The organism is Streptococcus sp. FSL L8-0526, from assembly GCF_038007145.1.
Taxonomy (GTDB): Bacteria; Bacillota; Bacilli; order Lactobacillales; family Streptococcaceae; genus Streptococcus; species Streptococcus thermophilus.
This window is the reverse complement of the sequence record NZ_JBBOWP010000001.1, coordinates 1,300,746-1,314,282: the sequence shown is the minus strand read 5'-3', so window position 1 is coordinate 1,314,282 and position 13,537 is coordinate 1,300,746. Positions and strand designations below refer to the sequence as shown.

The window sequence follows — 13,537 nt, the reverse complement described above, 5'->3', positions numbered from 1 at the left end:
TTTCAAGATGATTGTTTAGTATTTAAATACATGATTAAAACAAAAAAGATCTTACGGCAATCGTTGATTACTGTAACACTTTTAATTTACCTTATTTTATTGATGATACTTTTAATTATGCTATTCAAAATCTTGAGAAAATCCCTTTCTTATAAAAAGTTGACCCTTTAAATAAAGCAACAATTTTGCCAATTCAAGAACTTAATAATCCCATAAAAGTTGTTACCCCACTTGTAGAGCACGAAAATCTACGTGAAGACCTTATCTTTAATCTAACCAAATTGAGGTGTTTAGATCTTAGTTATCATGATATCGAAAGATGTCTTTACATTAATGCTAAGGGAGTTACAAAGGCAAGTACTGTTTTGAATCATTTCGGTAAGGATTTTGTAGCTTTTGGGAATGACAAAAATGATATTCCGCTTTTCAAGAATGCTTTATATGGTGTGCAAGTTGGTGATTTTCCCTACCTAAAAGACTTTGCGGATGAAATAATCCTTCCAGTTAGCACAGAATTGCTGAAAAAAATTAAACTTCTGTTTGAAAAAATTCTAAACAAATGCTTAGGCTTATCCCAATATTTACAGTACAATAGTAAGAAAAGTATTGGAGGACTATCATGCCTACATTTATCGGAAAACAAGTAACAGTAGCTGAAGACAAGCAACTTCAAGTTGGAGATATCTTGCGTGACTTTAACTTGACTGCCACAGATTTGAGTCAAAAAACACTTTCAGAATTCGACGGTAAGAAAAAAGTTATCTCTATCGTTCCATCCATCGATACTGGTATCTGTTCAACTCAAACACGTACCTTTAACAAGGAATTGTCAGAACTAGATGATATAGTGGTAATTACTATTTCAGTGGACCTACCATTTGCACAAGCTCGTTGGTGTGGTGCTGAAGGTCTTGAAAATGCTATCATGCTTTCTGACTACTATGACAATAGTTTCGGAAAAGAATATGGTGTCCTTATCGAAGAATGGCACTTGTTAGCTCGTGCAGTTTTAGTTGCAGATGCTGACAACAAGATTACCTATGTTGAGTATTTGGACAATATCAATTCAGAACCAAACTATGAAGCAGCAGTGGCAGCTGTTAAAAGTTTGTAATTAAGAGACTCAGGTCTCTTTTTTTTGCCTTTATTACAGTTTTCACTTGCAAAAGTATTAGCTTCTTGCTATCATTGTATAGCAATACTCATTATGGATACTGGAATATAAAAAGGAGATCCAATGTCTGAAAAAGAAAGACCTCAACTTATTATCGATTACGAAGCTAATACAGATAAACTCGTTCGTTTAGGCGATGTTGTCGATCAATTTAAAGGAAAAGCCGTTCCTGCTAAGGCAGAACCAGGCGAGTTTGCAGTTATTAACCTATCGGATATGACAAGCAACGGCATTGCCTACGATAACCTAAAGATGTTTTCTGAAGAACGCCGAAAATTATTACGCTTTCTTTTAGAAGACGGTGATGTCCTTATTGCTTCTAAGGGAACGGTTCAGAAAGTTGCTGTTTTCGAAGATCAAGGAAAGCGTGAAGTAGTCGCTTCATCAAATATCACAGTGCTTCGTCCCAAAGAGAAACTTCGTGGTTTCTACATCAAATTCTTTCTTGAAACTGAGATTGGGCGTGCCTATTTAGACTATGCTGATAAGGGTAAGGCTGTCCTAAATTTGTCAACAGCTGACCTCTTGGATATTAAAATTCCTGAGATACCGATTGTTAAGCAAGATTATCAAATTGCTGCCTACTTACGTGGGCGTGCCGATTACCACCGTAAGATGGTTCGTGCAGAGCAGGAGTGGGAAAATATCCAGCAAAATGTTACAGAAGCCCTATTTGGGAATTAAAAAAGACCAACAAACTAAGATTTGTTGGTCTTTTTTTCATTCTTCTCGTGTATAATGGAAGTAGTAAATATGTTATTAGGAGGTCATTATGACTGCCAACACTATAGATTTATCACAACCTGTTGCAACAACCATAAAAGAGCATCCAGAGGTTAAGGAATTACTGATTAATCTTGGTTTCAAGCCCTTGTCCAACCCAGCTATGCTAAATACTGTTGGTAAGGTAACAAGTCTAAAAGATGGCTCTAAGTTAGCAAATATTCCCTTATCTAAAATTAAGCAAACCTTACTGTTCAATGGTTATGATGTCATCGGAGACTAATATGGAAAACAATCGTATTCAAATACTTAAAGAAATTCTCCTTGATTTACACCATGGAGCTAGTCCCGAAAGTGTTCAAGAGCGTTTCAATCAACACTTCAAGGGAGTATCTGCACTTGAAATATCTATGATGGAACATGAATTGATGGCATCTGAAGATGGGGTTACCTTCGAAGATATAATGAGCCTCTGTAATGTCCATGCCAACTTATTTAAGGGGGCAATTGCAGATGTCGAAGTAGCAGATGCTGATCAAGAGGGACATCCTGTCTATGTTTTCAAGCAAGAAAATCTAGCCCTACGTTCAGCTATACTTCGTATCCGTCGTATCATAGAAAACATCAGTAAACCTGAAAATGAGCCCTTTAAATCTAATTTATTAAACGGACTTAAGCATCAGATGACTTTATTTGGGCAATTCCACAATCATTATACGCGTAAAGAAAAGCTTTTCTTTCCCATTATGGAGCGTTATGGTCACGATTCACCTCCAAAGGTTATGTGGGGAGTAGATGACGATATCCGAAAACTCTTTAGAGATGCAGAGGCTAAACTCCAAGAACTTCCGGACTCTGATATTGAAGAATTCTCAAAAGCATTCGAAACATTTTCGGAAGAATTTGAAGCTATGATCTTCAAAGAAGAGGCTATCTTACTTATAATTCTGCTTGAAACCTTCACACAGGATGATTGGCTTTCGATTGCCGAGGAAAGCGATGCCTACGGCTATGCAATTATAAAACCCTCAGCTGTCTGGAAACCTAAGCGTGAGAGTTTTGAAGAGGACGATACGAAGACTCCTCAAGAACAGTCTAGGACAAGGACTGAGGAAAATACCGAAAATACTCGAATCATCGACACTCCTGAGGGTCAAATCACTATCACCTTCACACCAAAACCAAAAAATGAATCTGTCGCAAACAGAGAAACCACTCAGCCATTTGGTAATGGTTATCTTTCTGTTGAACAGGCTAATCTCATTCTTAATCATCTCCCTTTGGAAATCACTTTTGTTAATAAAGATGATGTTTTCCAATACTACAATGATAATGTCCCGGCAGATGAGATGGTCTTTAAACGAACACCTAGCCAAATTGGAAGAAATGTTGAACTTTGTCATCCACCCAAAGTACTTGATAAGGTCAAGAAAATCTTTAACTTACTCAGAAGCGGGGAGCGTGACCAAGTTCCAATGTGGTTCAAGTCTAAACGTTTAGGAAAATTCGTCTATGTAACTTATGCTGCTGTCAGGGATGACCAGGGGGATTTTCAAGGTGTCTTAGAGTATGTGCAAGATATTCAACCTTTCTTTGAATTGGAAAGTGATCTAAATAGAGATATCGATTAAAATGAACAAGTAGTCCTGCGATTGCTTCTCATTATAAAAGTTAGGAGGCTAGAGATGTCGTTCTCTGCCTCTTTATGTTTCTACCTAGCTCTTTAGGATTGCTTTTGATATAATTAAAAGTATGATTTCAGGAATTATTAATCTAAAAAAAGAGGCTGGAATGACCAGTCATGATGCTGTTTTTAAACTACGTAAAATATTACATGAGAAAAAAATTGGGCACGGCGGAACTCTTGATCCAGATGTTACTGGTGTTCTACCTATAGCGGTTGGAAAAGCTACTCGTGTTATTGAATACATGACTGAAGCGGGTAAAGTCTATGAAGGCGAAATCATCATTGGATTTTCGACAACTACCGAAGATGCTAGTGGAGAAGTCGTCCAAACAACTCCAATAAAAGAGCTAGATGGAGCAACTGTCGATCAGGCGATGGCTAGTTTTGAGGGAGAAATCACACAAATTCCTCCTATGTATTCAGCGGTTAAGGTCAACGGAAAGAAACTTTATGAGTACGCCCGAGCTGGAGAAGAAGTTGAACGTCCTCAACGTCAGGTAAAAATTACCGAGTTTGTCCGCACCTCACCTATTGAACTAGAAAACGGTACTGCAAGATTCACCTTCCGTGTTGGTTGTAGTAAAGGAACTTATGTCCGCACCTTATCTGTTGATTTGGGTGTAAAACTAGGCTATGCTAGCCATATGTCTGCTCTGCGTCGAACAGCTTCTGCAGGTTTAACATTAGATTCATCCCTAAGCCTGTCACAAATTTCTGAAATGGTAGAAGCAGGAGATCAGTCCTTCCTACTCCCTATCGAATTTGGCGTTCAGGACCTGCCAGCCGTACAAGTCACTGAAGATGATGCCAAAGAAATCTCATTTGGTCGCTTTATTACAATTAATAGCCAAGAGCCTTTGGTTGCTGCCTTTTTGAGCGACAAAGTTCTAGCTATTATGGAAAAGCGAGGTCAAGTCTATAAACCTAGAAAAGTATTAAGTCAATGAAAGTAACGCCGATAAACGATTATAAAGATATTCATCAGGATAAGGAAACCGTCTTGGTCTTAGGGTATTTCGATGCTCTTCATCGTGGTCACAAAGTCCTTTTTGATAAGGCGCGCCAGATTGCTGATGAAAAACAGCTTGAAGTAGCTGTCCTTACCTTTAACGAGAGCCCTCAACTGACTTTCCAACGCTATACGGATGATCTCCTTCTGCATATCACAGCACCTCAGAGACGTTGTAATCTTTTTAAAGCCTATGGCACAGATCAACTTTACTTAATAGATTTTAATAGTGATTTTGCTCGAACAAGTTCTGACGACTTCATTACACGTTATATTAACCGTCTAAAATCTCAAGAGATTGTAGTTGGGTTCGACTATAAATTCGGACACCATCGCACTGATACGGACTATTTAGACCGTAATTTTTCTGGTACTGTTCATGTCATTGAGGAACAGCAAAGTGGTGGCGAAAAGATTTCATCAACGCGCATTCGTCAATTAATCCGAGAAGGCAATGTGAAAGAGGCCAATAATCTCTTAGGACATGAATTCTCTACGCGAGGTATTGTGGTACATGGTGATGCGCGTGGCCGGACTATTGGTTTTCCAACAGCAAATCTAGCACCTATCGATAGGACTATTCTACCAGCAGATGGTGTCTATGTAGCGGATGTCGTAATTGATGGTAAGCGCTATCGTTCCATGACTAGCCTAGGAAAAAACGTCACTTTTGGTGGTACAGAGTTACGTCTTGAAGCCAATATCTTTGATTTTGAAGGTGATATATATGGAAAAACAATCGAAGTCTTCTGGTTAGATTATATCCGTGATATGATAAAGTTCAATAATATAGACGAGCTATATGACCAACTGAAAGCGGATAAAAAAATTGCAGAAAAACTTTAAGAAAGCATAGCCAAAACTAATCAAATAATGTATAATATTTTTGGAAAGTTAATATGAAAGGGCGTTTACATGGTAACTTTATTTATATCACCTAGCTGCACCAGCTGTAGAAAGGCACGAGCATGGTTAATCAATCATGAAGTTGCTTTTGACGAACGCAATATCATCACGAGCCCATTAACTCACGATGAATTGATGAAGATTTTGTCTTATACGGAAAATGGTACTGAAGATATTATTTCAACTCGTTCTAAAGTCTTTCAGAAGTTGAATATTGATGTGGATGATTTGACAGTTGAGGAGCTCATTCAATTGATTTCTGAATATCCAAATCTTCTTCGTCGACCAATCATTATGGATAACAAACATATGCAAATCGGTTTTAACGAAGATGAAATTCGTGCCTTTTTGCCTCGTGGCTATAGAAAGCAAGAATTGCGTCAAGCGACCATTAGTGCTGAAATTAAGGGTAATTAACAATGACTAAAGGAAATTATTCCTACCCACTCGATCCATCATGGAGCACTGAGGAAATTACCACAGTGCTTCATTTTTTGAGTCAGGTAGAAAAAACATATGAGAGTAAGGTTGACCGTGATCAGCTCTTGGAGGCTTATAAGGCGTTTAAAACAGTTGTTCCAGGAAAAGCACCTGAAAAGCAACTAGACAAGGCCTTCAAAGAAACAAGCGGTTTTTCAACCTATCAAGCTGTCAGAGCTGCTAAAGCAAAAGAAAAAGGATTTGTAACACTTGGAAAATAAACTTGTTTTTGCTAAAGAAATCATCAAGGAAGCTGGGGCGTTTATTAAAAAAAGTTTGAGTAAAACAATCACGGTAGAGGAAAAGTCTGCTTTTGATGATTTAGTAACTAATATTGATAAACAAACGCAAGATTTACTGGTAGCACGCATTAAATCAGCTTTCCCAACAGACAATATTTTGGCTGAAGAAAATGATATGGTTCATAATATCAAAGATGGAAACGTCTGGGTCTTGGATCCTATTGATGGGACAGTCAATTTTATCGTCCAACAGGATAATTTCTGTGTCATGATTGCCTATTACGAAAAGGGACAGGGAAAATTTGGCCTAATATACAACGTTATGGCTGATCAGCTTTTCTATGGTGGGGGTCAGTTTGACGTATACTGCAACGATAAATTGCTTTCACCATATAAGAGACGTCCTCTGGATCGTTGTCTAGTAGGTAGTAACGCTGCTATGTACGCTAAAAATTACCATGGCATAAAAGGATTCATTGACAAAACTTTGGGTGTTCGAGTGTATGGTGGTGCTGGTCTAAGTATGTCCAAGGTCCTTTCTGGTCAAATTTTAGCTTACTTTTCAGTTATTTACCCATGGGATTATGCTGCAGCAAGTATTATGGGAAAAAAATTGGACTACCAACTTGAAACCATTACTGGAGAGCTACTTGATTATTCTAGTCGCCAAGCTGTGATGCTTGTTCCCAAAGATAGACTTGAAGAAATCAGAGATATTCTTAACTCAGAAAATTAACTTTAAAAATATATACTATTCTGGACAAATCAGAATAGCAAGTTCTCTTGGGTGGTCCAGTTTTTTGATAGAAAGGAAACTATGAAATTTCCATCAGATTTTATAGAAAAATATAAAGACTTACTTGGTGCTGAAGCGGAGGAATTCTTTACATCTTTTGATCAAGAAGCCGTGTCTGCCTACCGCATTAACCCTCTTAAAAAGCAGCAGAAGGACTATCCTGATCCTATTCCTGGGACACCTTGGGGCCATTACGGTAAAATTTCAGGAAAATCTTCTGACCACTCGACTGGTTTAGTTTATTCTCAAGAACCAGCTGCTCAAATGGTTGCTCAAGTGGCAGCTCCATCAAAAGGAAGCCGTGTTCTAGACTTAGCCGCAGCACCAGGCGGAAAATCCACGCATCTCCTAAGCTATCTGGATAATACAGGTTTACTCGTCAGCAACGAAATCAATTTCAAACGTAGCAAGGTTCTAGTTGAGAATATTGAGCGATTTGGTGCTAAAAATGTTGTTGTGACTAATACGTCAGCTGATAAACTAGCCAAAGTTTTTAAAAATTATTTTGATATGATTGTCTTTGATGGACCATGTTCTGGAGAAGGAATGTTTCGCAAGGACCCTGATGCAATCCAGTATTGGCACAAGGACTATCCTAGTGAACTGGCACAATTGCAGAAGGACATCCTAGCAGATGGTTTGAAGATGTTAGCCCCAGGAGGACAATTAGTTTACTCAACATGTACCTGGTCTCCTGAGGAAAATGAAGGTGTTGTTGCTTGGATTTTAGAGAATTACCCTGACCTTGAATTGGTGGCAATCCCTAAATTGAACGGGATGAGCGATGGGATTGATTTTCCAGAAACGGCTCGAATGTATCCACACCATTTCAAGGGGGAAGGTCAGTTTGTGGCAAAATTCCAGGATAAGCGCATGCCTGAGCAGTCATGCATCAAAGAGGGGAAAACAAACCTCAATAAGGAGCAAAAACAGCTCTGGGATGATTTTGTTAAAAAACACCTTAAGCTACCTCTAGACGGTTTACTACAAGTCTTTGGCGACAACCTCTATCTACTTCCTAGGGGACTACCAGATCTTTCCAAAGTTAAAATCGCACGCAATGGCTTGCATCTTGGCATCTTCAAGAAAAAACGTTTTGAGCCAAGTTTTGCACTTGGAATTGCTTTAACATCGGATGAAGTAGCCTCAAGTATAGAGTTAACTCAAGAACAATTTGCACAGTATGCCTCTGGTAATGTGGTTACACTTGACCAAACGTTAGAAAACGGTTGGTATCAACTTTTGGTAGATGGTAATGGATTTGGCTTTGCCAAGGTTATTGGAAATACTGTAAAAAACTACTATCCTAAGGGTTTGAGATTCCATATTTGAAACCTGTAATCAAATTTTAACATGACATAATTAACCTAGACTTGATATAATTAATTTAATGTCTTTTAACAGTATATATTGAAGGCATTAGTTAAATTTTGTGACATCATATCGGAGGACAGAAATGAAAAAAACAAAAGGCCTTGCAGTGATTTTATCACTGGCAATGGCCATGCTAGTCTTAACTGGTTGTGCCTCTTGGATTGACCGTGGTCAGTCCATTACAGCAGTTGGTTCTACGGCTCTTCAACCCTTAGTAGAAGCAGCATCATATGGTTTCGCTGAAAAGAATCCTGAAATTGTGGTTAACGTCCAAGGGGGCGGTTCTGGTACTGGACTTTCCCAAGTGCAATCAGGTGCTGTTGACATTGGGAATAGTGACCTTTTCGCTGAGGAAAAATCTGGAATCGATGCCAGCAAGCTCGTAGACTTTCAAGTTGCAGTTGCAGGTATTGCAGTTATCACTAATCAGAAAGTATCCATTGATAATTTGACAACAGAACAACTTCGTAAAATCTTCACTGGAAAAATCACAAACTGGAAACAGCTTGGTGGACAGGATTTGGAAATTACTATCATTAACCGCGCAGCTAGCTCAGGAACACGCGCAACTTTCGATTCTGTGATTATGGATGGCAAATCACCAATCCGTACCCAGGAGCAAGATTCTAACGGAATGGTTAAGTCAATTGTCGCTCAGACACCAGGTGCTATTTCATACCTATCATTTGCTTATCTTGATGATTCAGTTAAAACATTGAAACTAAATGGATTTGAACCTAATGCGAAAAATGTTACGACTAACGATTGGCCTATTTGGTCCTACGAGCATATGTATACTAAAGGGAAACCTAATGGCTATACCAAACAATTCTTAGACTACATGATTAGTGACGAGGTTCAAGAAAATATCGTTAAAAAAATGAGATACATTCCAATTCATACTATGAAAGTTACTAAGGATGCTGACGGCAAGGTTACAAAGAAGAGTGAGGAGTAATCATGAAAAATGAAAAATTGGTGAAACAATTAACTTCACCCTCTAAAAATTCACGCCTTGAGAAATTTGGTAAAACAATCACTTTCCTTTGCTTGGCCTTGATTGTTTTCATCGTAGCATTGATTTTACTTTTCGTTGCCCAAAAAGGCTTGGCGACTTTCTTTGTTAATAAAGTCAGCTTAGTCGAGTTTCTCTTTAGTGGCGATTGGTCACCGTCTGAAGGCAAATTCGGGGCTCTGCCAATGATTATAGGGTCATTTTTGGTTACCTTACTTTCAGCCTTGATAGCAACTCCATTTGCCATTGGTGCCGCTATCTTTATGACTGAGATTTCTCCTAAGGGAGCTAAATTCCTACAACCCGCTATTGAACTCTTAGTAGGAATTCCGTCTGTTGTTTACGGATTCATTGGTCTGCAAGTCGTGGTTCCATTTGTTCGTTTCATTTTTGGTGGAACAGGTTTTGGTATCCTTTCAGGTACCTTTGTCTTATTTGTCATGATTCTACCAACCGTAACCTTTATGACAACAGATGCACTTCGTGCAGTGCCACGTCATTATCGTGAAGCTAGTCTTGCCATGGGAGCTACTCGCTGGCAAACAATTTGGCGTGTGACACTTAATGCGGCTAAACCGGGTATTTTCACTGCCGTTATCTTTGGTATGGCCCGTGCCTTCGGTGAGGCTCTTGCCGTTCAGATGGTTGTTGGAAATTCCGCAGTTATTCCTACGTCTTTAACGACACCAGCAGCAACATTGACCTCTGTATTGACTATGGAAATCGGAAATACTGTCATGGGAACTGTTTCAAATAATGTCCTTTGGTCACTTGCCTTGGTGCTCTTATTGATGAGTCTTGGTTTCAATATGTTGGTAAAATTTATCACTCGTGAGAGAAAGAGAAATTATGAACGCTAAAAAAGTCGATAAAATTGCTATCAGCACGCTCTATGTGATTGCTGGCATTATTGTAACAATCCTAGCAGCCTTGATTCTCTATATCTTGGTTCGCGGGATTCCATACATCAGTTGGTCATTCTTGACTAGTATATCAACATCTCACAAAGCTGGCGGAGGAATTGGAGTTCAACTATACAATTCATTCTTTTTGTTGGTTATTACTTTAATTATTTCTGTTCCTCTTTCAATGGGAGCTGGTATCTTCCTATCAGAATATGCCAAAAAAGGCCGGCTCAGCAACTTTGTCCGTACCTGTATTGAAATCCTTTCATCACTGCCTTCGGTGGTGGTCGGACTCTTTGGTTATTTAATTTTTGTTGTACAATTCCAGTACGGATTTTCAATCCTTTCAGGTGCCTTGGCATTGACTGTCTTTAACTTGCCTCAAATGACTCGTACCGTTGAAGATAGTTTACGCACAGTTCACCACACTCAACGCGAAGCTGGACTTGCCTTAGGTTTGTCTAGATGGGAAACTACATGTCACGTTGTCATTCCTGAAGCTTTGCCTGGTATTGTGACTGGAATAGTACTTTCCTCTGGACGTATTTTTGGGGAAGCAGCAGCACTTATTTACACAGCAGGACAATCTGCACCACCGCTTAACTGGAGCAACTGGAATCCGCTTAGCATATCAAGTCCAATATCAATTTTCCGTCAAGCTGAGACACTTGCTGTTCACATATGGAAGGTCAACTCAGAAGGTACGACACCTGACGCCGCTGCAGTGTCTGCTGGTTCAGCAGCAGTGCTTATGATTTTCATCTTGATTTTCAACTTTGGTGCACGTCGTTTGGGAGCTTACCTCCATAAGAAATTAACATCCGCTTAAAGGAGATTTCATGACAAAATACAATTGGGACGAGCGTCATATTATCACCTTCCCAGAGAAGAAGCTCGCTCTTGAAACCAAGGATTTGCATGTCTACTATGGTCAAAAAGAAGCCATAAATGGTATTGATATGCAATTCGAAAAAAATAAAATCACTGCACTCATCGGTCCCTCAGGATGTGGGAAATCAACCTTTCTTCGTAGCCTAAACCGCATGAATGATACTATTGATATTGCCAAGGTTACTGGACAAATCCTTTATGAAGGAGTTGATGTCAATGCAAGTAATATCAATGTTTATGAAATGCGCAAACACATTGGAATGGTCTTTCAACGTCCAAACCCATTTGCCAAGTCTATCTATAAAAACATCACCTTTGCCCATGAACGTAAAGGTGTGAAGGATAAGCAAACTTTGGATGAGATTGTTGAAACATCGCTTAAACAAGCGGGACTTTGGGAGCAAGTAAAAGATGATCTTCATAAGTCAGCTTTTACACTCTCTGGTGGTCAGCAACAACGTCTTTGTATCGCAAGAGCTATCGCCGTTAAACCACAGATTCTTCTTATGGATGAGCCAGCAGCTTCATTAGATCCTGTAGCTACTATGCAGCTAGAAGAAACCATGTTTGAGCTGAAAGAAGATTATTCCATTATTATCGTCACACACAATATGCAACAAGCGGCTCGTGCCAGTGATTATACAGCATTTTTCTACCTTGGTGATCTTATCGAATATGATGAAACCAAGAAAATCTTCCAAGATGCTGCTCTACAGTCAACCAGTGACTATATATCAGGACGCTTTGGATAGAAAGGAGCACTTATGACTGAACCAATCATTTCAATCAATGATTTATCGGTGTATTTCAATAAGAAAAAAGCCATTAATAATGTGACTATGGATTTCTATCCAAATGAAATCACAGCCCTTATTGGGCCATCTGGATCAGGAAAATCAACCTTGCTTCGTTCTATCAACAGAATGGGGGACTTAAACCCTGAATGCACAGTTACTGGCGCAGTTTCCTACAATGGCCACAATGTCTACAGTCCTCGAATAGATACTGTTGAACTCCGTAAGGAAATTGGTATGGTCTTCCAACAACCCAATCCCTTTCCTATGTCTATATATGAGAACGTAGTCTATGGCCTTCGTATCAATGGTATCAAAGATAAGGCGGTTCTTGACAAAGCAGTAGAAGAATCTCTAAAAGGAGCTTCAATCTGGGAGGAGGTTAAGGACCGACTGCATGACTCAGCACTTGGTCTTTCAGGTGGGCAACAACAACGAGTTTGTGTTGCACGGGTACTTGCTATCTCACCAAAGGTAATTCTTCTTGACGAACCAACATCTGCCCTAGACCCTATTTCCGCTGCTAAGATTGAAGAAACACTCTATAACCTTAAAGATCAATATACCTTGTTGCTTGTCACACGTTCTATGCAACAGGCAAGCCGTATATCTCAACGAACAGCTTTTTTCCTCGATGGAGAACTTATTGAGTATTCATCAACTAAAGACATGTTCCTTAATCCACAACACAAAGAAACCGAAGATTACATTACCGGTAAGTTAGGTTAAGAAAGGACGGATACATTAACAATTATGATGTTACGAACACCCTTTGAAGAAGAATTAGAAAAGCTTCACAACCAATTTTATGCCATGGGTACTGAAGTTGCTGCACAGTTCAAAAAATCTTTGCGTGCCTTTTTTAGTCATGACCTTGAATTAGCCAAGGAAGTTATTGAAAACGACGAAATCATCAATAACTACGAAACAAAACTTGAGAAAAAATCACTTGAACTTATTGCGCTCCAGCAACCTGTATCAAGTGATTTACGTACTGTAATCACTGCATTAAAAGCATCTAGTGACGTCGAACGTATGGGTGACCATGCGGTGGCCATCGCTAAAGCAACCATCCGTATTAAGGGTGAAAGCAGAATGACAGATATTGAAACTGAAATCAAGAAAATGGGAAAAGCCGTCCGCCACATGGTCGATGAAGCTCTCGAAGTTTACTTGAATGCTGACGAAGATCGTGCTTATGAAATCGCAGCTTCAGACGAGATTATTGATAATTATTTCCGTGACATCCAAGCTATGACAGTAGAAGGTGTCCGCGAAAATCCAGATGCAGCATTTGCTGCCAAAGAGTATATCCAAGTACTCGTGTACCTAGAACGTATTGGTGATTATGCCCGTAATCTTTGTGAGTGGGTTGTTTACCTCAAGTCTGGAAAAATCATTGAATTATAGGCAAAGATTAAAATCTATGTTATAATGAGCCTGTATTGAATAATTCAGGCTCTTTTCTTTTGTTAAAGTACCTGATATCGAAACAAATATCGGTTTGTTTCGATACGAAAAGTTAGATTAGGAGTATTTAC

Annotated in this window: 17 protein-coding genes; all 17 read left to right on the top strand. The window is 39.1% G+C overall.

Annotated elements, in window-relative coordinates; translation table 11 throughout:
• Positions 1-185 precede the first annotated feature (185 nt).
• The 17 genes from NSQ85_RS06970 to phoU all read left to right on the top strand — a co-directional run bounded on the left by NSQ85_RS06970 (position 186) and on the right by phoU (position 13,406).
• A complete protein-coding gene (locus tag NSQ85_RS06970; RefSeq protein ID WP_232087379.1) occupies positions 186-647 on the top strand; it encodes an HAD family hydrolase in 462 nt (153 codons plus the stop codon).
• Positions 620-1,114 (top strand): thiol peroxidase, encoded by a 495-nt coding sequence (tpx, locus tag NSQ85_RS06965; RefSeq protein WP_179974499.1) that lies wholly within the window; start codon positions 620-622, stop codon positions 1,112-1,114. The genes NSQ85_RS06970 and tpx overlap by 28 nt, the downstream gene beginning before the upstream one ends.
• 123 nt (positions 1,115-1,237) lie before the next feature.
• Complete coding sequence (locus tag NSQ85_RS06960; RefSeq protein ID WP_179974500.1) at positions 1,238-1,858, top strand: restriction endonuclease subunit S; 621 nt, start codon at positions 1,238-1,240, stop codon at positions 1,856-1,858.
• 88 nt (positions 1,859-1,946) lie between these two features.
• Complete coding sequence (locus tag NSQ85_RS06955; protein WP_179974501.1) at positions 1,947-2,180, top strand: DUF1858 domain-containing protein; 234 nt, start codon at positions 1,947-1,949, stop codon at positions 2,178-2,180.
• A gap of 1 nt (position 2,181) precedes the next feature.
• The gene (locus NSQ85_RS06950) at positions 2,182-3,528 is read left to right on the top strand and encodes a DUF438 domain-containing protein (protein ID WP_179974502.1); all 1,347 of its coding nucleotides are present in this window, start codon (positions 2,182-2,184) and stop codon (positions 3,526-3,528) included.
• 121 nt (positions 3,529-3,649) lie between these two features.
• Positions 3,650-4,531, top strand: coding sequence for a tRNA pseudouridine(55) synthase TruB (gene truB / locus NSQ85_RS06945; protein WP_179972954.1), 882 nt, complete (start codon positions 3,650-3,652; stop codon positions 4,529-4,531).
• Entirely contained in the window at positions 4,528-5,439 is a 912-nt protein-coding gene (locus NSQ85_RS06940) for a bifunctional riboflavin kinase/FAD synthetase (RefSeq protein ID WP_179974503.1), read from the top strand. Before truB ends, NSQ85_RS06940 begins: the two co-directional genes overlap by 4 nt.
• Before the next feature lie 69 nt (positions 5,440-5,508).
• Positions 5,509-5,916 carry a Spx/MgsR family RNA polymerase-binding regulatory protein gene (locus NSQ85_RS06935; RefSeq protein ID WP_179974504.1) on the top strand — a complete coding sequence of 136 codons (408 nt, stop codon included), beginning with the start codon at positions 5,509-5,511 and terminating at the stop codon, positions 5,914-5,916.
• Between the two features lie 2 nt (positions 5,917-5,918).
• Complete coding sequence (locus NSQ85_RS06930) at positions 5,919-6,200, top strand: UPF0223 family protein (RefSeq protein ID WP_179972957.1); 282 nt, start codon at positions 5,919-5,921, stop codon at positions 6,198-6,200.
• Positions 6,190-6,957 carry an inositol monophosphatase family protein gene (locus NSQ85_RS06925; protein ID WP_179974505.1) on the top strand — a complete coding sequence of 256 codons (768 nt, stop codon included), beginning with the start codon at positions 6,190-6,192 and terminating at the stop codon, positions 6,955-6,957. Before NSQ85_RS06930 ends, NSQ85_RS06925 begins: the two co-directional genes overlap by 11 nt.
• Before the next feature lie 81 nt (positions 6,958-7,038).
• A complete protein-coding gene (locus NSQ85_RS06920) occupies positions 7,039-8,349 on the top strand; it encodes an RsmF rRNA methyltransferase first C-terminal domain-containing protein (protein ID WP_340781473.1) in 1,311 nt (436 codons plus the stop codon).
• A gap of 124 nt (positions 8,350-8,473) precedes the next feature.
• Positions 8,474-9,349, top strand: a complete 876-nt coding sequence (locus tag NSQ85_RS06915; protein WP_179972960.1) for a phosphate ABC transporter substrate-binding protein PstS family protein — start codon at positions 8,474-8,476, stop codon at positions 9,347-9,349.
• 2 nt (positions 9,350-9,351) lie between these two features.
• A complete protein-coding gene (pstC, locus tag NSQ85_RS06910) occupies positions 9,352-10,266 on the top strand; it encodes a phosphate ABC transporter permease subunit PstC (RefSeq protein ID WP_179974507.1) in 915 nt (304 codons plus the stop codon).
• Positions 10,256-11,140: a phosphate ABC transporter permease PstA gene (pstA, locus tag NSQ85_RS06905; RefSeq protein ID WP_340781472.1), complete on the top strand. Its 885-nt coding sequence runs from the start codon at positions 10,256-10,258 to the stop codon at positions 11,138-11,140. Before pstC ends, pstA begins: the two co-directional genes overlap by 11 nt.
• A gap of 10 nt (positions 11,141-11,150) precedes the next feature.
• The gene (gene pstB / locus NSQ85_RS06900; protein WP_179974509.1) at positions 11,151-11,954 is read left to right on the top strand and encodes a phosphate ABC transporter ATP-binding protein PstB; all 804 of its coding nucleotides are present in this window, start codon (positions 11,151-11,153) and stop codon (positions 11,952-11,954) included.
• Positions 11,955-11,966: 12 nt separating this feature from the next.
• The gene (gene pstB, locus NSQ85_RS06895; protein WP_179974510.1) at positions 11,967-12,725 is read left to right on the top strand and encodes a phosphate ABC transporter ATP-binding protein PstB; all 759 of its coding nucleotides are present in this window, start codon (positions 11,967-11,969) and stop codon (positions 12,723-12,725) included.
• A 27-nt stretch (positions 12,726-12,752) separates the two neighbouring features.
• On the top strand, positions 12,753-13,406 hold the full coding sequence (phoU, locus tag NSQ85_RS06890) for a phosphate signaling complex protein PhoU (protein ID WP_179974528.1): 654 nt from the start codon (positions 12,753-12,755) through the stop codon (positions 13,404-13,406).
• Positions 13,407-13,537: the final 131 nt, after the last annotated feature.

What these genes read in the sequence shown, in the direction of transcription:
- tpx (WP_179974499.1), top strand. Translation starts at nt 620, where the DNA reads ATGCCTACATTTATCGGAAAACAAGTAACAGTAGCTGAAGACAAGCAA.
- NSQ85_RS06960 (WP_179974500.1), top strand. Translation starts at nt 1,238, where the DNA reads ATGTCTGAAAAAGAAAGACCTCAACTTATTATCGATTACGAAGCTAAT.
- NSQ85_RS06955 (WP_179974501.1), top strand. Translation starts at nt 1,947, where the DNA reads ATGACTGCCAACACTATAGATTTATCACAACCTGTTGCAACAACCATA.
- NSQ85_RS06950 (WP_179974502.1), top strand. Translation starts at nt 2,182, where the DNA reads ATGGAAAACAATCGTATTCAAATACTTAAAGAAATTCTCCTTGATTTA.
- truB (WP_179972954.1), top strand. Translation starts at nt 3,650, where the DNA reads ATGATTTCAGGAATTATTAATCTAAAAAAAGAGGCTGGAATGACCAGT.
- NSQ85_RS06940 (WP_179974503.1), top strand. Translation starts at nt 4,528, where the DNA reads ATGAAAGTAACGCCGATAAACGATTATAAAGATATTCATCAGGATAAG.
- NSQ85_RS06935 (WP_179974504.1), top strand. Translation starts at nt 5,509, where the DNA reads ATGGTAACTTTATTTATATCACCTAGCTGCACCAGCTGTAGAAAGGCA.
- NSQ85_RS06930 (WP_179972957.1), top strand. Translation starts at nt 5,919, where the DNA reads ATGACTAAAGGAAATTATTCCTACCCACTCGATCCATCATGGAGCACT.
- NSQ85_RS06920 (WP_340781473.1), top strand. Translation starts at nt 7,039, where the DNA reads ATGAAATTTCCATCAGATTTTATAGAAAAATATAAAGACTTACTTGGT.
- NSQ85_RS06915 (WP_179972960.1), top strand. Translation starts at nt 8,474, where the DNA reads ATGAAAAAAACAAAAGGCCTTGCAGTGATTTTATCACTGGCAATGGCC.
- pstC (WP_179974507.1), top strand. Translation starts at nt 9,352, where the DNA reads ATGAAAAATGAAAAATTGGTGAAACAATTAACTTCACCCTCTAAAAAT.
- pstA (WP_340781472.1), top strand. Translation starts at nt 10,256, where the DNA reads ATGAACGCTAAAAAAGTCGATAAAATTGCTATCAGCACGCTCTATGTG.
- pstB (WP_179974509.1), top strand. Translation starts at nt 11,151, where the DNA reads ATGACAAAATACAATTGGGACGAGCGTCATATTATCACCTTCCCAGAG.
- pstB (WP_179974510.1), top strand. Translation starts at nt 11,967, where the DNA reads ATGACTGAACCAATCATTTCAATCAATGATTTATCGGTGTATTTCAAT.
- phoU (WP_179974528.1), top strand. Translation starts at nt 12,753, where the DNA reads ATGTTACGAACACCCTTTGAAGAAGAATTAGAAAAGCTTCACAACCAA.